Origin of the sequence: Ruoffia sp. FAM 20857 (genome assembly GCF_045528645.1) — a bacterium.
Taxonomy (GTDB): domain Bacteria; phylum Bacillota; class Bacilli; order Lactobacillales; family Aerococcaceae; genus Ruoffia; species Ruoffia halotolerans.
Genome location: NZ_JBGQRB010000022.1, coordinates 20,293 through 39,632, shown reverse-complemented (window position 1 = coordinate 39,632; position 19,340 = coordinate 20,293). Strand labels below are relative to the sequence as shown.

The 19,340-nt window shown below is 36.7% G+C and carries 16 protein-coding genes; all 16 read right to left on the bottom strand.

Annotated elements, in window-relative coordinates; genetic code table 11:
• Positions 1-126 precede the first annotated feature (126 nt).
• Entirely contained in the window at positions 127-699 is a 573-nt protein-coding gene (gene nrdG, locus ACEN4N_RS06630; protein ID WP_407093920.1) for an anaerobic ribonucleoside-triphosphate reductase activating protein, read from the bottom strand.
• A complete protein-coding gene (nrdD, locus tag ACEN4N_RS06625; protein WP_407093919.1) occupies positions 696-2,927 on the bottom strand; it encodes an anaerobic ribonucleoside-triphosphate reductase in 2,232 nt (743 codons plus the stop codon). The genes nrdG and nrdD overlap by 4 nt, the downstream gene beginning before the upstream one ends.
• Positions 2,928-3,361: 434 nt before the next feature.
• Positions 3,362-3,538 (bottom strand): hypothetical protein, encoded by a 177-nt coding sequence (locus ACEN4N_RS06620; protein WP_407093918.1) that lies wholly within the window; start codon positions 3,536-3,538, stop codon positions 3,362-3,364.
• Between the two features lie 113 nt (positions 3,539-3,651).
• Positions 3,652-3,792 (bottom strand): hypothetical protein, encoded by a 141-nt coding sequence (locus ACEN4N_RS06615; protein WP_407093917.1) that lies wholly within the window; start codon positions 3,790-3,792, stop codon positions 3,652-3,654.
• A gap of 90 nt (positions 3,793-3,882) precedes the next feature.
• Positions 3,883-4,719, bottom strand: a complete 837-nt coding sequence (locus ACEN4N_RS06610) for a hypothetical protein (protein WP_407093916.1) — start codon at positions 4,717-4,719, stop codon at positions 3,883-3,885.
• An 82-nt stretch (positions 4,720-4,801) separates the two neighbouring features.
• Positions 4,802-5,539: a MerR family transcriptional regulator gene (locus ACEN4N_RS06605; RefSeq protein ID WP_407093915.1), complete on the bottom strand. Its 738-nt coding sequence runs from the start codon at positions 5,537-5,539 to the stop codon at positions 4,802-4,804.
• 121 nt (positions 5,540-5,660) lie between these two features.
• Positions 5,661-7,004: an MATE family efflux transporter gene (locus ACEN4N_RS06600; protein WP_407090241.1), complete on the bottom strand. Its 1,344-nt coding sequence runs from the start codon at positions 7,002-7,004 to the stop codon at positions 5,661-5,663.
• A gap of 143 nt (positions 7,005-7,147) precedes the next feature.
• Complete coding sequence (locus ACEN4N_RS06595; RefSeq protein ID WP_407090224.1) at positions 7,148-8,293, bottom strand: AI-2E family transporter; 1,146 nt, start codon at positions 8,291-8,293, stop codon at positions 7,148-7,150.
• Positions 8,294-8,377: 84 nt separating this feature from the next.
• Positions 8,378-9,289, bottom strand: coding sequence for an AEC family transporter (locus tag ACEN4N_RS06590; protein WP_407093914.1), 912 nt, complete (start codon positions 9,287-9,289; stop codon positions 8,378-8,380).
• Positions 9,290-9,344: 55 nt separating this feature from the next.
• On the bottom strand, positions 9,345-10,616 hold the full coding sequence (locus ACEN4N_RS06585) for a metallophosphoesterase (protein WP_407093913.1): 1,272 nt from the start codon (positions 10,614-10,616) through the stop codon (positions 9,345-9,347).
• A gap of 90 nt (positions 10,617-10,706) precedes the next feature.
• Positions 10,707-11,552, bottom strand: a complete 846-nt coding sequence (locus ACEN4N_RS06580; protein ID WP_407093912.1) for a DUF998 domain-containing protein — start codon at positions 11,550-11,552, stop codon at positions 10,707-10,709.
• Positions 11,446-11,898 carry a hypothetical protein gene (locus tag ACEN4N_RS06575; protein WP_407093911.1) on the bottom strand — a complete coding sequence of 151 codons (453 nt, stop codon included), beginning with the start codon at positions 11,896-11,898 and terminating at the stop codon, positions 11,446-11,448. Before ACEN4N_RS06575 ends, ACEN4N_RS06580 begins: the two co-directional genes overlap by 107 nt.
• Positions 11,899-11,932: 34 nt before the next feature.
• Entirely contained in the window at positions 11,933-12,526 is a 594-nt protein-coding gene (locus ACEN4N_RS06570) for a hypothetical protein (RefSeq protein ID WP_407090228.1), read from the bottom strand.
• Between the two features lie 705 nt (positions 12,527-13,231).
• Positions 13,232-15,874 carry a bifunctional acetaldehyde-CoA/alcohol dehydrogenase gene (gene adhE, locus ACEN4N_RS06565; RefSeq protein WP_407090229.1) on the bottom strand — a complete coding sequence of 881 codons (2,643 nt, stop codon included), beginning with the start codon at positions 15,872-15,874 and terminating at the stop codon, positions 13,232-13,234.
• Between the two features lie 314 nt (positions 15,875-16,188).
• Entirely contained in the window at positions 16,189-16,959 is a 771-nt protein-coding gene (gene pflA, locus ACEN4N_RS06560; RefSeq protein ID WP_407090230.1) for a pyruvate formate-lyase-activating protein, read from the bottom strand.
• A 41-nt stretch (positions 16,960-17,000) separates the two neighbouring features.
• Complete coding sequence (gene pflB, locus ACEN4N_RS06555) at positions 17,001-19,259, bottom strand: formate C-acetyltransferase (RefSeq protein ID WP_407090231.1); 2,259 nt, start codon at positions 19,257-19,259, stop codon at positions 17,001-17,003.
• Between the last annotated feature and the right edge of the window lie 81 nt (positions 19,260-19,340).

Here is a 19,340-nt window from a genome sequence, read left to right as displayed (position 1 = left end):
CATCCGTGGTAAGATGGGTGTAGGTCATTTGTGGTCACTCCTTTGTATTCTTTGGTCGGAATTACAAGTTGAGTGTACCACAAATGGCTGTTTTAGTTGTCTAGCTTAATTTTACAATCGGCGATATTAATAATATGGTTGACCATTCGATTGTGTCCAAAGCACAACTTTATCTTGCGCCAAACTCTGTTGGACGTCGATAATACGTTGATTTGTACTGCCTCTGAATTGCCTTGTGAGGTCTTTTTTATTAATGTCAAAACGCCCATCGACTAAAACATCGATAAGGGATAATAGTTCCAACTTATCTTCAGATTCTGAAAGTAATTCTTCCCATGTATAACCAGTCCATGACCAAATATCTTTAGTCTGCTGGTATTTTTCTCGGATTGATCTACATAAAGGGACTACGATATTAGTATTTAACATAGGCTCTCCACCTAGTAATGTTAAGCCTTGGCAGTATGATGCAGCGAGGTCTTCAATGATTCGCTCTTCTAGTTCTTGCGTATAAGGTGTACCGTAATTAAAGTTTTGTGCGACACGGTTGTAACAACCGATACAGGCAAAGGGGCAGCCACTGACGTAAAGGCTGCATCTGACTCCTTCACCATCCACAAAATTATACGGTTTGTAATCCGCAATCTTACCTAGACTTAAATCTTCAGCTAGCCATTCTTTTGGTTTTGGATTTTTCATTCGAGTACGCTCCTTGAGTCGTTTGCTAATTTCGCTTTCTGATTGCGTTTCAATTTCACAATGCTATCGGGAATGTGTTTCACACGCGCGTTAATTTCTTTATGTCTTCCACGCACCATAGGTCTTTTCTGTGGATTTCCTAAATAACCACAAGTTCTCTTTACTACATCTGAGGTGTCAGGATTCTGATTGCCACATTGTGAACATTTAAAACCGCGTTCGGTCGCTTCAAATTCACCATCAAAGTCACATTCATAACAATGATCAATTGGTGTATTTGTTCCTAAATAACCAACCTTGTCATAAGCAAAGTCCCAAACTGTTTCTAACGCTTTTAAATTTTGGCGCATATTCGGATACTCACAGTAATGAATAAACCCGCCACTACAGTATTGTGGATAATCTTTTTCGAATTCGATTTTCTCAAAAGGGGTTGGATTTTTTCTGACATCATAATGGAAAGAATTCGTATAATAATCTTTATCGGTAATATTAGGAATCGATCCAAATCGTTCTTTATCCATCCGACAGAATCGATCTGTTAAACTCTCTGAAGGAGTGCTGTACACACTGAAGTGATAGCCGTACTGATCACCAAGCTCGTCTGCCTTGGCTTTAAGAGTTTTAATCACATCTAGTGTAAAATCTTTAGCTTCTTTATTCCTTTCCCAATCGGGACCATAAAAAGCAGTTGCCACTTCATATAGACCTATATAGCCTAGTGATACCGTTGCGCGTTTGTTTTTAAATAATTTATCAACGGATTCGTCTTCATTCAATCGCTCACCAAATGCTCCATATTGATATAAGATGGGGGCATTCTCTGGTAAAGCTTCCTTCACTCTTTCAACGCGATATACTAAAGCATCAGTCATAATATCGAGTCTTTCCTCTAATATTGACCAAAACTGCTCTTTGTTCTCGCTAGATTCAATCGCTATTCTCGGTAAATTTAATGTGACAACCCCTAAGTTCATTCGACCGTCATTGACTTCATTTCCATTGTCATCTTTCCATCCTTGCAGAAATGACCGGCACCCCATTGGCACTTTAAAGCTGCCTGTTAACTCAACTAATTTGTCATACATTAGAACATCCGGGTACATTCGTTTAGCTGTACATTCAAGTGCTAACTGTTTGATATCATAATTCGGATCTGCTTCTTTTAAGTTCACTCCATCTCTTAATGTAAAGACAAGTTTAGGGAAAATTGCAGTTCTTTTCTCGCTACCCAAGCCTTCTAATCTAACTTTCAAAATAGCAAATTGGATTTCCCTTTCAATCCATGAAGTCCCTAGACCAAAGCCAAGTGTCGTAAAAGGCGTTTGTCCTTGAGAAGTATAAAGTGTATTAATTTCATATTCCAAACTTTGCATCGCATCATAAATATCTTTTTTCGTCTTACTCATCGCAAATGCTTTTTGTTTATCCTCATCTTCAATCCACTCATGCGCCATCTTTAAATTCTTATGATAATTTTTCTCTGCATAAGGAGCTAAAATCTCATCAATTCGGTTTGCACTAGTTCCTCCGTACTGACTACTTGCAACATTGGCAATGATTTGAGCCATTTGAGCCGTAGCCGTTTGGATCGATTGGGGTGACTCGACTTGGGCATTTCCAATTGTAAATCCTTCATTAAACATTGTCTCAAAATCAATCAAACTACAATTTGTCATCGGTGCATAAGGTTGATAATCCAAATCATGGTAGTGAATTTGTCCTTTTAAATGCGCGTTAGCGACATGAGGAGGAAGCATCTTTAACCCAATTGCTTTAGCCGTGACACCTGCAGTCAAATCTCTTTGTGTATTAAAGACACGACTATCTTTATTCGCATTCTCATTCACTAGTGTACTTTCTTTTGCAGTTAGGGCTTTAATACTTTCATTGATATCAACAGATAACATGCGTTCTTGTTCTCTTTGTACCCGGTAGCTAATATAGGCCTGGGCAACTTCATTGTATTTAGAGGCCACTAGTACCTCTTCTGTTACTCGCTGTATTTGATTAATCGTCAATTCTTGACCATATCTATTTGATAGTTTAGTGATGATGTCTTTAACTAATTCCGATATTTCAGCATCCTCGCTTGAATATACATGAGTAAATGCTTTGTTAATCGCTGCTTTTATCTTATTCGGATTAAAGTTTACAACTCGCCCATCTCGTTTGATAACGATTGTATTTGTTATATTTTCCTTAATACCTTTAAATGTTTGCTCCATTTCCATCCTCCTTCAACACAATATATAGTGTTCACTTAATAATAATATCACATATATTGTGTTAGTCGAGGATTTTTTTAACGTTTTCATAAATATTATTTATTTACAATTGTAAGTAACTGCGATGTGAAAGGATTGGAGATGATATTTTTTTGTGCAATAAAACTCTGTCTACGATGATAATGACAGAAATGAACTTAGTCCACGAATGAATCGGACATGTCTCTAGTTGTCCACGTTTATAGGACCAGTATATAGCTGGAATCGAGTACTCGGATTTTTTCGAATGCGTGTTTAGTCGTAATCTAGGACTCGAATTGAATTCGAATGCGTATTTAGCTGGAATTGAGTACTCAAATTGAATCCGAATGCAGGTTTACCCATTTTCCCAACGAAAAATGAGCTGCAACCACAGCTCCTTCAATCAACACTTATTATTCTATGACTAGCATGTTATTATCATCGAACTTCCAGCTATCACCATATGCAACTTCCCAATAATAACCGTCAAGATCTTGGAAGTAACCACTATACCCGCCCCAATCCGTAGGTTTAGGATATTTCGCGATCAGCCCACCAGCAGACTCAACCAGTTTAACAAATTCATCCACTTCAACTTTAGTTTTAAAGTTGATTGCTAATGTGATTCCACTAAAACCTGTATTAATGACTGAAGGGTTGGTTGGATTTATTTCATTGGCTAAATCTTCCTGTGAGAATAACTCTATTTTTTTCCATCCTTATCAAAAATTACAGTCGGTGGGTTATTAGCCTCTTCATTGGTTTTAAAGTCGATTTCTTTGTAGAATTCCATTGCCTTACCAATATTTTTGACACCTAAAGCAACTAAGTTAATTCGATTCATATTCATGACTCCCTTATTCATTTATTTTAAAAAACGCTTAGGCCTACACAATGATTGTTGTAAACCTAAGCGCTAATTAGTTCAAACTGCTTATTCAGCTGTTTCGTCAGTGTTGTTAAATTCATCTAGGCTCGAAATCTCGACACTTTCGCTGCTCTCTTCGCTATCTTCAATTGTATTGAGTTCCACAATATTACCGTCAGCATCGACTTCAGCCATGACGTAATCTATTGAGTCAGTTTCTTCACTATTTCGAATCCAAGCATACAGCCAACTTTCATCTTCGAATCGATAAGTTATCTCTGATGGCTCACCAATTAATTCCTGTAACTCTTCAAATGTAGTAAACTCACGATTGTCACACTCTGAATCTTGCCAAGTTTCAATTTCTTCTAAAGTAATGTTTAAGGGCTCAAAGGCCGTCTCATTCACTAACAATAAATTCACTTCTGTTAAATAAGCCGCAGCAAAGCCCTCTTCTGTTTCTGTACTTTCAACAGATTCTGTCGAAGCTGCCTGTCCACTACTTGCTTCCGCTGCCTTTTCTTCTGAGAAGATTTGTGCATATAGAATAGCTGATTCTTCATCATTCATTGAATAATACAATAAGAATTCACTTGCACCTGCATCAAATGTTTCGGTAGGCTCGCCCGCTAATTCAATGACTTCTTCTTTAGTCATGTCGGTTGAACCTTCGGAAATGAACGTCTCAAACGTAGACTTTAATTCATCTAAAGGTATTTGGGGCAGATCGTCATAGGCTCCAAACCAGCGAATATAATTCACTTTATCCTCTTCACTTAATTCTACTTGTTCCAGTTCTTCATCACTTGTACTAGAACTACTTTCTGATGCTGCTATGCTTATTGGGGTGAATAGCATCGCGAATAACATCGCTACTAAAAACCCTTTATTTCTATGACTCATCTCTATCCATCCTCACTTCAGATTGTTACTATAGACAAGTATAGCATAGGCCTCGATATTTCTAAATATTTACAGTCTTCGCTTATTTATTGTAAAATACCTTGATTGCTTCGTATAAGTAATCCGCTGCGCCTTCAGTAATATCTTCATAGTATTTCTTGAAACGCTCATCTTGTGTATACATTTGAGCTAGGCTAATGTGTGCTTCTTCAGAGTATAGATCATCTGGCCAAACCATGATTAGCCATTCTTTATGTAATTCAGTAACTCGTTGCCCTTCTGCACTTTCAGGTTTCCATTCTGGTACGGCATTTACTAGAGCTTCACTGATTTCTTCATTAAGCTTTTCTATATGTTCGTACTGTTCTTGCGTTAAATTTCCGAATTTTTTATTTGATGAATTAATGATATCATCACCATATTTTTCTTCATTAGCTTTAATTTGTTGTTTTTTAAAGCCTTCAAATTCTTTTTTAGACATTGTTAAGTCCTCCTTGTATATTTTAATTGTGTTTTCGACTGTATCCATCAATTGACTAATACGGTCTTTTTCCGATTTTAGGTGTTGATAATGTGTTTCCAATGCTTTAAGACGATCAAATTCTGAAGAATTAACCATCGCATGAATTTCCTCTAATGTGATACCAAATTCTCGGTAAAACATTATTTGTTGCAACATTTTCACTTCGTCTTCACTATAAACTCGGTACCCATTCTCTTCGACATACGCAGGTTTTAACAAATCAATCGCATCATAATGACGCAATGTTCTTGTGCTAATCCCGGCTAGTTTTGCTAATTCTCCAATTGAATAACTCATTTCCTCACCTCTTCATACAGATTACACCTTAACGTTACGTCAAGGTCAAGCCATTTTATATAATATTTTCTAAAATAATAAAAAATCAGCCGGTGCATTCAATGCATCGACTGACTAAACTTTATTGAGTTGCTTTTTGCTGTTGTAATTCAACAAGCGTCTTATTGCGTTTGTAATAAGCTGGAACTAAGGCAAGTACAGCTCCTAACCAAGCCATTGGATTAGATATAACTGGACCGGCAAAGCCAATAAGCCCACTTAAACCAAACGCCGCAATGATTCTCATCGTTAATTCCATCACTCCTGCGACTGTCGGGATAAAACTATCTCCCAACCCTTGGAGAGTGTAACGAAGGACAAAGAGAATCGCTAAAATCCAATAAAATGGACCGGTTAATTGGAAAAAGTACTGTCCGTAACTTCTCAGAACTTCTTTGGAAGAACTGTCTCCGAAGACACTCGTTAATTCTCCACCGAATAAGAATAAAATAACTGAAAAGAGTATTGACACTGATATCGAAAGAACAAGCACTTGCTTTACGCCTCTTAAGATACGGTCGTATTTTTTCGCACCAAAGTTTTGTCCAACATACGTGGCCATTGATACTCCGAATGACATTAGAACGAAGACGACAATTTGATCAATCTTTTGAGATGCTGAGTAACCTGCGACGGCTTCAGCTCCTAATGTATTTAAGGCGATTGTTACAGACATTGATCCAATCGCAATAATTGAAGATTGAAACGCCATTGGGAATCCAATCCGGCAATGTTGAATCACTTCATCTTTACGCATCTTAAAATGTCTTGCTTTAACTTTTAATAAATAAACTTTCTTCTGAATATAGAATAAGCAAATTAAAGAGGCGATTAATTGTGATACCATTGTCGCAGTCGCTACCCCAGCTACTCCCATATCAAAAACTAGGATAAAGATATAATCTAAGATAATGTTAATCACAACCGCAATGACTAAAGCAATCACCGGTGTCCGACTATCTCCTAAAGCTCTCATTAAGTTACTTAACATATTGAATAGAATTGTAATAGTCATAAATCCAAAGATAATAATTAAATAATCATAGGTGTACTGAATGATTTCAGCCGGCGTATTCATTAAATAAAGAATATCCCATAAGAAAAACATACTCAATGCCGTCATCACAATAACGACTAAAGTCGATAGTACCCCATTGATTGCGACACTTCGACTGACCTTTTCATAATCACGTGCCCCGTACGCTTGCGCCGTTGGAATCGCCATTCCAGCAGTGAACCCTTGCGAGAAACCAACCACAAAGAACATGACACTCCCTGCTGCACCAATACCTGCTAGAGCATTCACGCCCAACGTCCGTCCGACAATGAAGGTATCCACCATGTTGTATAACAATTGAAATATATTGCCTATAATTAAAGGTATAGAAAATAATAGAATTTGTTTGATCGGTGTTCCCGACGTCATATCTTTCACAAACGTGTTCCTCCTACTTTATTTATTTCTTACGTAAGTATATGTTAAAAGTTTTTAGGATACAACATTAATCAATGTAAATATAAAAACCTAATGACAGCAACTAGGCTAATCATTAGGTTTAAACTTTTAAATTAAAATGTTAATTCACTTCCATGATCTAACTCATAGTAATGTTCTTTGTATTCAACATTCGAACGAATAAGTTTATATATGACCGATGCAATAGGCACCCCTAAGAAGAAACCGGCAGGTCCTAAGATCCCCCCACCAATCGTTACCGCTATGAAAGTCCAAATTCCTGGTAACCCAATGGATCCACCAACAATTCTTGGATAAATCGCATTACTTTCAAGCTGTTGCAGTACGATATTGAATAGAAGGAAAAAGAGTCCTTGAATCGGGTTTTGAACGAAGATTAACATCGTTCCAATAACAGCTGATAAGATAGCCCCAACCATTGGTACTAAGGCCAGTGCCCCAGAGAGTGCTCCAATCATACCCGCATATGGGAAGTTAAATATCATCATCCCCACCGTTACTAACGTACCATAAATAATCGCTTCGATTAACATTCCCGTAATAAAACTAGAGAATGATTCATTCGTCACTCTTAAAACATACTTCAAACGACGGAAGTGGTCTCTCTTCATGTAAGCACGCAGTACGCGTTTAACTTGTCTTTGTATTTTCTCTTTTGAAAATAAGGCGTGAATTGCGACAACTAATATAACAACTAATCTAAATAAAGATGAAGTTAATAATTGGAATGTCGTAAACGTTGACCCTAGAATGTTATTAGCAAAACTTGCCGCATCTCGGGCAATACTTTCCCAATTAATGTTTAAATTATTTATCAATGTATCAATTTGAGGATAAATTTCTTCTAAATCCTCAATCCACCTTTGAATATATTCAACCATTAATGGTAGGTTTTCTAATAAAGTTTGTACTAGGGAGATTAATTGTGGAATGATGAGCCATAACACTAGAACAATAACAATAATAACTGTAATCAGTGCCAGTAATATCGATACTGGACGTCTTGCACGAATAAGTAGCTCATTATCCGTTTCTGGAAACCAGAACCCCTCATACATCACCATAATTAAATTCAAAATATATGCAAATACAAATCCATAAACAACAGGAGAAATTATATCCCAAAGCTCTCTCAAACCAGCGAAAATGTGCTGATAATTAAAAATAACTAGAATAAATACTGCAGCTAAAATAACGTACTTCATGACCATTCGATCCAAACGGCCTAATTTATCCATTAAATCCCCCCTCTATATGTATATACACTATACCATGTTTTTATTAGCGATTACGAACAGTTTCATTACAATATGGAGTTATTTTTACACTTGCCAGACAACTAATAATGTTGACATAATAATGATAGAAATGATGATAGATAATGAATTTATAATCGCTGATAATTCAAAATTCTCCCCATACATCCGTGTATACATTGTTGCAACGCCTGAAACCGGCGCAAAGGCAAGAATCGCTAATGTTTGCCGAATTTCTAAACTAAATGGCAAGAAAAAATATAACAATGCTGAAATCCCTGCTGCTACAACATAACGACCAGATAATGTCTTAATTAAGAGCCGGACATGTTCCTTATGAATCCTTAAATCTAAGGCAACACCAATCATAAACATCGACAAGAACGTATTCCCATTCCCAATAATTTGGGTCACATCCGTAACAAAACTTGGTAATTGCAGTGAAAAAAGCGATAGGATTATCATCACAATATACACAATAACTGAAGGTGAACTCATCATCGTGCGAAAGATATACCCAATATTCACCTTACTCTCTCCGTCCCTGACACTCTTTGCCATACCGTAGTTTCCACCTAAAACCATGAAGGCACTTCCGGCATCGAACAAGCTCACTGCTAAAATCGCTACTTCAGAGAAAAAGAAAGAAATAAAAGGTAAAGAAAAGTTTCCAATATTATAACCATTCATATTCAACATTAAAAAGCCTTTCTCTGTTGGCGTTTTACCTAACAAATGCGAGAATATAATATACACCCAATTACATAAAAATCCAATAATACTAATAACAATCAGTGTTGGTGGAAAGCTCAATCCATTTAAATTTGAAATGATTGCACTCGGTAACGTTAGATAAAAAATTAATTTAGAAATCGTATCAAAATCTCTTTCTCTGATAAAGTAACCTCGAGTTGTTAAGATATTTGCCAATATAATAATTGACACTAGAACTGCCGCTTTAATAATTGTTTCGACCATTATGTTGTCCTTTCTATCCGTTTGATATGTGCGTCGTAAGTACATGCATGCCAAATTACCATCTATACTCTTGGTGATTATAATTTGCTTGATCAATTAAAACTTGTAGATAACGGTTCATCGACTCTGTATCTGGACTAATCAATTTCTCGAATGTATCTTCATAAGCAGAGACAGTTGCTTCCCAAATATTAGAGATATTTCCAGCAAAGAAAGCTAAATTTAATTCCTGTGTTAATTGTCTTAATTCATCATTTTGATCTTTATTAGAATCCAATTTCTCATTAGCTTTAGTAAAGACTTGTTTAAGGTAAGTATCATAATCGAGTAAATTTGGATCTTCTGTCTTAGTCTCTTTTGCCCAAGCAACCATATCTAATTTTATTTGTTGATACGACTTCTGGTTATTATCAATCACAACCTCGCCAATCACACTCGGTTGAACAGCAAACGCTCCTGTCGCAATGTCAGTCACTTGCCCTTCTTGCGCGATATGTTGGGCATGCATATGCCCACTCAATGTTACAGGTATTTGATATTTTTCTAAAATATTCTTCAACCTATCATGATTACCCACAACAAAATTCTGACCCATCAATTCAAAATGCGGAATAGAACTATGGTGTAAAACAACCGTCACTTCAACGTCCGCTTCCGTAATAGTCCTTAATTTATCCTCCAACCAAATGAGGGTTTCGTCTCTCAATTCTCCTTTAGACACGGGCGGTTGGTCATTGCCTTCTCCGTGATAAATATTACTATCTAACATTACTAACCAATGATCGCTTATTAATTGGGTAATATAACTTAAACTCGCATCATCTTGGTAAGTTGCTTCTCCATAGCCAAAGGAATTCATTAATTTTTGAAATTCTGCGGGAGTAATTTGTTTATCCCTCACAGCTCTACTATCAGTAAATGAACTTGCCCATCCATTGTTAATATCATGATTGCCAGGTATCACAAAAACTTCCGTACCTAAAGCTTCGATTTTCGCAAATACTTTCTGAAGTTCGACTAAACTTTGATACTCTCCGTTTAAAGTCAAATCACCTGCAACTAATAAAACATTCGGTTGCTGTTCTGCCTGTTCGATTTGATAAGCAAGGGCTTCAAGTCGTTCATTGGAGTAAAGAATTTCCAAACCAGCACCAGTATCTTGTAATTTCTGAATGCGGGGCCCTTCAACATATAAGCTAGGTGATAAATGATGGATATCAGTCACAACCCATAATCTCAAATCTGACTCCGCTTTAGACGCTTGTGCGCCAGTCATTGCAAAGAAAATACAAAGAAAGAATACTAAACATTTCCAAACCTTTCTCATTATCAAACCCTCCTTTCAATAACAAACAAAAAAGACTATGAGAAATCTCATAATCTTATTATCCTATATTATTGAATGAATTCAATCTAATTATGTTTTTGATTCTGTTTCTTTCTTAACCTCAATATCTACGTCATAAACGGGGATGGGCTCTCGACTTGCTTTTTCAAGTGTTTGTAATAGTAGCATCAACCAAGTAAAGGCAAGAATAAATGAAACTATTTCAAATCCTGTTAAAGTAATATACCAGCCTGTTAAATAATAATAAGTAACAACGAACAACATAATGCCTAACACATAAGATGTAATCACAAATTCTCGTGACACCTTAGGCACAAACCACTTAATTCCGATAATCATCGCGATAATCATATATACTAGCATGGCTGCAGATTGGTTATGATATTTAGGCATATTTCCCGGTCCATCACTTGGGAAATAACCAACAAGTCCTAGGCAAATTGCTGTAATCGTCAGTAATATTCTTAGAATTGTTAGTGGACGGTGTTTTGGATAAATCTTCTTTAAACCAACAAATAAATAATCCACTAAAGCAATCATCATAAACGCAGACAGCATCAAAGTGAAGTTAAATTGCCAAGCACCGCTCGCCTCTTGTGTTCCTAAGAAACTTAAATTTCGCTGCCACCACTGTGCCTCACTGTTGGTAATCATTGAGATAATCACACCACTTAAAATGACCACAACTAATAATTTGGTCATTAAAGACGGCGAAAGGACCATCACAAAACTGATCATGACATAATTAATAATCGATATAAAGATAAAAGTCAGTAAGGTTGATAAGTAAATATCTAAAACTAAACCTTCAAATAATAAACCTAAGAGGTAGAAAAAGAATAATATAGCTAAAGCAATGATGATGGCGAAAGATAATAATATCGTTGGAACATTCCGCCAATAGATATTCTCCAAATTGGCTAATTTTTTTTCTTTTACCTACGATAAAAGCAATCGCAAAAGTAATGACTCCACTTATCGACCCAATCAGCAATATCGCACTCGCAATCGAAATACGTCCCATTAATTGAATAAATAATTGCTCTCGCGAATTGAAAAAAAGAAAATATATCAAAGTTCCAATCACTGCTGGTATTAAGAAATAACGTAAAGCAAGTTTTTGATGATTGCTTGAATGATTATTTGACTTTAGTACATATTCTTGACCATCTATCTTAAGTATCGCTTGATTGACTTGATTTACGTCAGACACTTCATCATTCACTATAACCCTTAGTTCTTTATCCTCATTGCTTCCCATTATGCACCTCGTATTTTGTTAATATTATGCTCACTTATTCAACTTCTTCAATCATATAAAATCTAATTGCTTTAATTAAAGCTTCTTTTTTTGTATTTTCAAATGTATAAAATGAAGCAAAATGTATTCTCTGTCCTGGTTTTGCAATAATAACACCATCCGCTGCTCCATATTTCCCATGGGATAAAATACTCAGTAAGTTTAAACTACTTAACTGTATATCTTTTTTATCAAAATAAGTGATTAATTCATCAATCCCATTTATTGTTTGGTCGCCGTTAATTTCCGTTTCTACAGCAGGATTAAGTGTTTCCTCTAGATTAGATTGCTTTCCAACAAAAAGTCCTACGACAAAGTCTCTAATAACACGTCTTTTCGGCGCATTGTCACAACTTAAATCACCTAACAATAAAAAATCTGGCTTATATGGATGTGCTTCAGCGTCACTAAAAGTTAAATTACTTTCAGTTAAGGCAGATTCTAATATGTTGATCGACTTTTGTCCCATTCCATGTAGCTTTAATAATTCATCTTTACTAAAAGCAGCCACTTCCTCAAGTTGTGTGACATCAATAGTTTGAAGTGCTTTGGTAGCAACTTTTCCAATATTAGGTAAAGCGTGTGACATAATACCCTCTCCTTCATTTTCTTCACTTTATATCACTATCTTAATATATATAAGTCCATACTAAAAGGAGAAAATGCTTGATTTCAAAGATAAGCGTGAATAAGCTTACCTCAACAAGTGGAAGAATTAGTTTATATTCTTCCAGTTAAGCGCCTCAGCTGGAACAATTAGTTTTTATTCTTCTAGTTAAGCGCCTCAGCTGGAACAATTTATTTTTATTCTTCCAGTTAAGCACCTCAGCTGGAACAATTAGTTTATATTCTTCCAGTTAAGCACCTCAGCTGGAACAATTGGTTTTTATTCTTCCAGTTAAGCACCTCAGCTGGAACAATTGGTTTTTATTCTTCCGCTTAATCGCCTCATCTGGAACAATTTATTTTTATTCTTCCAGTTAAGCACCTCAGCTGGAACAATTGGTTTTTATTCTTCCAGTTAAGCACCTCAGCTAGAACAATTGGTTTTTATTCTTCCAGTTAAGCACCTCAGCTGGAACAATTGGTTTTTATTCTTCCGGTTAATCGCCTCAGCTGGAACAATTGGTTTTTTTCTTCCAGTTAAGCGCCTCAACTGGAACAATTTATTTTTATTCTTCTAGCTAGGTACAACTCAAAACCAAAAAACGTATATGCCTTACTTGCGCAAGCAAAGCATATACGTGTATAAAAGGGGATCAAATTTAGGTATTACTTGATGCGTCGGATACTATTAATTGTAGTTTGCTTGTCTTTCTTTATATCCATAATATGCATCTTCAAGGATTTCTTGCATTTCATTTACTAAAGCTAAGCGTGGATTCACTGGTGTACATTGGTCCTCAAAGGCTAAGTAGGCGATATCTTCTGTTTTATCCATGAAGGCAGATTCATCAACGCCCTGGTCTTTTAGACTCATTTGAATTCCAACACGTTCTCCAAGTTCGAACACAGCTTGTGCTAAGTTTTTTACTCCTTCTTCTGGAGTTTTTGCATCAAGTCCGATTAATTTAGCGATGTCTTGGTATTTTACATCTGCTTTGTAGTAATTGTATTTTGGCCAGTTCGCCTGTTTCGCTGGTCGGGTTCCGTTATAGCGAATAACGAATGGAAGTAAAATCGCATTTGTTCGACCGTGAACTGTATGGAAAACTCCACCAATCTTATGAGCCATTGAGTGGTTAATTCCTAAGAAGGCATTACCAAATGCCATACCCGCCATAGTTGAAGCGTTATGCATTCTTTCACGTGCTTCTGGATCATTATATTTTACTGAAGCTTCTAAGTTTTCGAATACAATCTTAATTGCTTGTAAAGCCAGTCCATCAGTAAAGTCGTTAGCCATCACTGATACATACGCTTCGATTGCGTGTGTTAACACGTCCATCCCTGTATCAGCTGTAACAAAATCTGGTACAGTCTCAACTAAAGCAGGATCTACAATTGCGACTGTTGGTAGTAATGAATAGTCCGCTAATGGGTATTTCATATTATTTTTTTTATCAGAGATAACCGCAAATGGTGTCACTTCAGATCCTGTTCCTGATGTCGTTGGAATACCTACATACTTCGCTTTAGACCCAAGTTCTGGGAACTTAACTGCTCTTTTACGAATGTCTAGGAATTTTTGAACTAAATCTCTAAAGTCTACTTCTGGTTGTTCGTAGAATAACCACATGACTTTAGCCGCATCCATAACAGATCCACCACCTAGGGCTATAATTGTATCGGGTTGGAATTGAGCCATCGCTTCAGCTCCACTTCTAACAGTTGTAATATCTGGATCTGGCTCAACGTTATGGAAGATTTGGTAATTTACTTTGTTTTGGCGCGCCTCAAGTTGGTCGATAATTCTTTGAGTAAAGCCGAGTTTCATCATTGATTCATCCGTAATAATCATGACACGTTCAACATCAGCCATTGTTTTTAAATATTGGATTGAGTCACGTTCGAAATAGATTTTTGAAGGTACTTTAAACCATTGCATGTTATTGCGTCGTCTCCCAACTGTTTTAATGTTAAGTAAATTCAATGCTCCGACGTTTCCACCAACTGAGTTGCGTCCGTATGATCCGCAACCTAGAGTTAATGATGGGATGAAAGCATTGTATACATCTCCGATTCCCCCGAATGTTGAAGGAGAGTTCCAAATAACTCGAATGGCTTTAACTTGACGGCCGAATTCATTTGCTAATTCTTGGTCTTGTGTATGAATCGCAGCTGAGTGACCTAATCCAAAGAACTCAACCATTTGTGCAGCTTTTTGAATTCCATCTTCAGTTGTTTCTGATTTCAATAAGGCTAAGACTGGAGATAGTTTTTCGCGCGTTAATGGTTCGTTTGGTCCAACTTCTGACACCTCTGCCACTAGAATATTTGTTTCTTCCGGAACGGTGAAACCTGCTTGTTCTGCAATCCATGTCGCTGGTTTCCCAACAATTTCATTATTTAATTTTGCGCCAGCACAGTTTTCACTGAATGCTTTAGAACCGAAACAAAATTCCTCTAATAGTGCTTTCTCTTTTGAATTTACGATATAAGCATGATAGCTTACTAATTCATCTTTAAATTCTTTATAGATTTCTTTATCAACAATTGCGGCTTGTTCAGAAGCACATACCATTCCGTTATCGAATGATTTACTTAATACGATGTCATAAGCTGCTTGCTTAACGTTTGCTGTCTTTTCAACGTAAGCTGGTACATTTCCTGCCCCTACTCCTAAAGCTGGCTTACCACATGAGTAAGCTGATTTAACCATGGCATTTCCACCAGTGGCTAAGATTGTTGCAACCCCATCGTGATTCATTAATGCATTCGTTGCATCTAACGATGGTTCTGTAATCCACTGTACACAGTTTTCTGGTGCACCTGCTTCAATCGCTGCATCTCGAACGATTTGAGCAGCGTGAGCCGATGACTCAAGTGCTGCCGGGTGAAATGAAAAAATGATTGGGTTACGAGTTTTTAATGCGATGAGCGCTTTGAAAATAGTTGTCGACGTCGGATTCGTTGTCGGAGTGATGGCGCAAATAACTCCAACAGGTTCAGCAATTTCTGTGATCCCCGTCACTTCATCATCACTGATAACACCAACAGTCTTCATATCCCGCATATAATTTACAACGTGCTCACAAGCAAATAAGTTCTTTGTCGCCTTGTCTTCAAATACACCACGGCCAGTTTCTTCAACCGCATGTCTTGCTAAAGTACCATGTTGATCTAAAGCTGCAACCGAAGCTTTCGCTACTATGTGATCAATTTGCTCTTGATTAAATTGATCGAACTCCTCTAAAGCAACCAAACCTTTTTCTACTAAACCATTAATCATGTAATTAACATTTCCAATAACTTCTTTTTCAATTAATTCCGTCATTGTTACGCTCCCCTTTTCTTTATCTTTGATTACATGTTACTCTTTTCACAAATGAAAGTAAAGAGGTTTGTTGTTAAAAATGCTACTATAATAGTTTTTTATTAAGTGTTGTAACAGTTATCTATGCTGTTTCATTCAATGACGAATCTATTAATGTGATTAATTGAACATGTTTAAGGTTCTGTTATATAACAACATTGATGTTGTTTTATTGATATTAATATTTCCATTCTTTAACTGCTAATATTTGCTAGAAATACATAAAAAAGCGCAACACTGTTTTAAAGTGTTACGCTTTAATTATGTCGATTTATTTAATCATCTAAATATCCTTTGTAGCGTTCTGTTCTCAACAATCTTTTAGCATTCTCGACCCGTTCTGCAGTCGGTGGTTCGACTCCTTCCAAACGGTATTTAATTCCAAGTGCCTCATATTTGTAGACACCTAGTTTATGATATGGAAGCACCTCGAACTTGCGAACATTTGATAAAGTTTCAACATAATCGCCTAATCGAATCAGATACTCATCGTAATCCGTACGCGTTGGAACAAGTACGTGTCGAATCCAAACAGGTATATTCAACTCTGAAAGTAACTCAGCCATTTGCATGATATTCTCATTGCGCACGCCTGTTAATTTCGCATGACCTTTTGGATCGATATGCTTAATATCAAATAAGAACAGATCAGTATACTTCATCAGTTCTTCAAATTGTGAGCGGAATGGCTCCTCTAAAGTAAAGGGCGCGCCACACGTATCAATCGTTGTGTGGACACCATGTGCTTTACAAATTTTGAAATATTCAATCAGAAATTCGATTTGAAGTAAAGGTTCTCCCCCACTTACAGTTACCCCGCCGCTATTACCCCAAAAAGAACGGTATTGTATGGCTTCATCGAATAATTCTTGCGGAGTATAAGGTGTTCCCCCACGCATATTCCAAGTATCCGGATTATGACAAAACTGACAGCGTAGACGACATCCTTGCATAAAAGAGATGAATCGTATCCCTGGTCCGTCAACTGATCCGAAACTTTCAGTCGAGTGGACGTTCCCAATAATTGGTGTTTTAACTTCTGACAAGATATATCCCCCTTTCAACAAGATATCTAAAACTTAAGTGATTACATTGTACTGTGCATTGTACGGTTAATAACATCCATTTGTTGCTCTCTAGTTAATTTGATGAAGTTTACAGCATAACCAGATACACGGATAGTTAATTGTGGATATTCTTCTGGGTGATCCATCGCATCTAATAACGTTTCGCGGTTAAACACGTTAACGTTTAAGTGGTGTCCACCTTCTTTAATATATCCGTCTAACATATTCACTAAGTTGTCTTTTTGAATTTCTTCATCTTTACCTAATGCTTTTGGAATGATTGAGAATGTATTTGAAATTCCATCTAAAGCATATTCGTAAGGCATTTTAGCAACTGAAAGTAAACTTGCTAACGCCCCATGAGTATCACGTCCGTGCATTGGGTTCGCTCCAGGAGCAAATGGATCTCCTTCACGACGACCGTCTGGCGTGTTACCAGTTTTCTTACCGTAAACAACGTTTGATGTAATAGTTAAGATTGATGTTGTATGGATAGCATCACGGTATGTTGGATGTTTCTTAACTTTAGTCATGAATGCTTTAAGTAAATCAACACCGATCTCATCAGCACGTTTATCGTTATTACCGTATTGTGGGAATTCACCTTCGATTTCATAATCGACAACTAGACCATTTTCATCACGGATTGTTTTAACTTTTGCATATTTGATTGCTGATAAAGCATCAATTGCAACTGAGAATCCAGCAATACCTGTAGCCATCGTACGTTTTACATTTGTATCATGTAAAGCCATTTCAATACTTTCATAGCTGTATTTATCGTGCATGTAGTGGATAACGTTTAATGAATTGATATACAATCCTGCTAACCATTCTAACATGTCATCATAACGTTCCATCACTTCATCATATTCTAAGTATTCTGAAGTAATTGCTCGATAGCTTGGTCCAACTTGTGCTTTCGTCATTTCGTCGACACCACCGTTGATTGCATATAATAATGCTTTTGCTAAGTTCGCGCGCGCACCGAAGAATTGCATTTGTTTACCAACTTCCATCGCTGACACACAACATGCGATGGCATAGTCATCACCGTAAATTGGACGCATAATGTCGTCATTTTCATATTGAATGGCTGATGTGTCAATAGACATCTTCGCAACAAATCGTTTGAAATGAGTTGGTAAGCTTGGTGACCATAACACAGTTAAGTTTGGTTCTGGTGCTGGTCCTAAGTTTGATAATGTATGTAAAAATCTAAATGAATTTTTAGTTACTAGTGGTCGTCCATCAATCCCAACTCCACCGATTGCTTCAGTGACCCAAGTTGGATCTCCTGAGAATAATTGATTGTAATCAGGTGTACGTGAGAATTTAACTAGACGTAATTTCATAACGAAATGGTCGACTAATTCTTGCGCATCTTTTTCTGAAAGCATACCTGTAGCAAGATCACGTTCAATATAGATATCTAGGAATGTAGATGTACGACCTAATGACATTGCTGCCCCATTTTGATCTTTAATTGCCGCTAAGTATCCTAAGTATAACCATTGGAATGCTTCTTGCGCTGTTTCAGCTGGACGAGTTAAATCAAAGCCGTAAATATTACCTAATTCAATTAAATCTTGTAAGGCACGGTATTGTTCACTAACTTCTTCACGTAGACGCATAACTTCTTCGTTCATTTGTCCGTTACCAATATTTGCGAAGTCTTTTTGTTTCTCTTCCATTAAACGGTTTACTCCGTATAATGCAACACGACGGTAATCTCCGATAATACGTCCACGACCGTAAGCATCTGGAAGTCCTGTAATTACTCCTGAACGACGAGCAGCACGCATCTCAGGTGTGTATACATCAAATACACCTTGGTTATGAGTTTTGCGGTACTCTGTAAAGATATGTTCAATTTCTGGATCAATCTTATACCCATATGCTTCTGCTGATTGAACAGACATACGGATTCCACCGAATGGTTGTAAACTACGTTTGAAAGGTTTGTCAGTTTGAACACCTACTACTTTTTCAACGTCTTTGTTCAAGTAACCCGCATCATGTGACGTAATTGTTGATACAACTTTAGTATCCATATCTAGAACGCCACCAGCATCACGTTCTGCTTTTGTTAGTTCCATTACTTGATCCCATAATTGGAAAGTTTCAATGGTTGCGCCTTCTAAGAATGAATCATCACCTTCGTACAAAGTATAATTCTCTTGAATAAAATCTCTAACATCAATTGACTCTTGCCATTTAGTTCCTGTAAAACCTTCCCAAGGATTTACATTCATCTTTTCGTTTTCTAATTTTTCCATGGTATCCCCTCCATATAAATTCGAAGCAACATCTATACTTTTAAATCATTACACATATATGATAAACTATTTTTATACCTA

Excerpts from the sequence above, each read along its gene's own strand:
- nrdG (WP_407093920.1), bottom strand. The coding sequence starts at position 699 with ATGAAAAATCCAAAACCAAAAGAATGGCTAGCTGAAGATTTAAGTCTA.
- nrdD (WP_407093919.1), bottom strand. The coding sequence starts at position 2,927 with ATGGAGCAAACATTTAAAGGTATTAAGGAAAATATAACAAATACAATC.
- ACEN4N_RS06615 (WP_407093917.1), bottom strand. The coding sequence starts at position 3,792 with ATGAATCGAATTAACTTAGTTGCTTTAGGTGTCAAAAATATTGGTAAG.
- ACEN4N_RS06610 (WP_407093916.1), bottom strand. The coding sequence starts at position 4,719 with ATGAGTCATAGAAATAAAGGGTTTTTAGTAGCGATGTTATTCGCGATG.
- ACEN4N_RS06605 (WP_407093915.1), bottom strand. The coding sequence starts at position 5,539 with ATGAGTTATTCAATTGGAGAATTAGCAAAACTAGCCGGGATTAGCACA.
- ACEN4N_RS06600 (WP_407090241.1), bottom strand. The coding sequence starts at position 7,004 with ATGACGTCGGGAACACCGATCAAACAAATTCTATTATTTTCTATACCT.
- ACEN4N_RS06595 (WP_407090224.1), bottom strand. The coding sequence starts at position 8,293 with ATGGATAAATTAGGCCGTTTGGATCGAATGGTCATGAAGTACGTTATT.
- ACEN4N_RS06590 (WP_407093914.1), bottom strand. The coding sequence starts at position 9,289 with ATGGTCGAAACAATTATTAAAGCGGCAGTTCTAGTGTCAATTATTATA.
- ACEN4N_RS06585 (WP_407093913.1), bottom strand. The coding sequence starts at position 10,616 with ATGAGAAAGGTTTGGAAATGTTTAGTATTCTTTCTTTGTATTTTCTTT.
- ACEN4N_RS06575 (WP_407093911.1), bottom strand. The coding sequence starts at position 11,898 with ATGGGAAGCAATGAGGATAAAGAACTAAGGGTTATAGTGAATGATGAA.
- ACEN4N_RS06570 (WP_407090228.1), bottom strand. The coding sequence starts at position 12,526 with ATGTCACACGCTTTACCTAATATTGGAAAAGTTGCTACCAAAGCACTT.
- adhE (WP_407090229.1), bottom strand. The coding sequence starts at position 15,874 with ATGACGGAATTAATTGAAAAAGAAGTTATTGGAAATGTTAATTACATG.
- pflB (WP_407090231.1), bottom strand. The coding sequence starts at position 19,259 with ATGGAAAAATTAGAAAACGAAAAGATGAATGTAAATCCTTGGGAAGGT.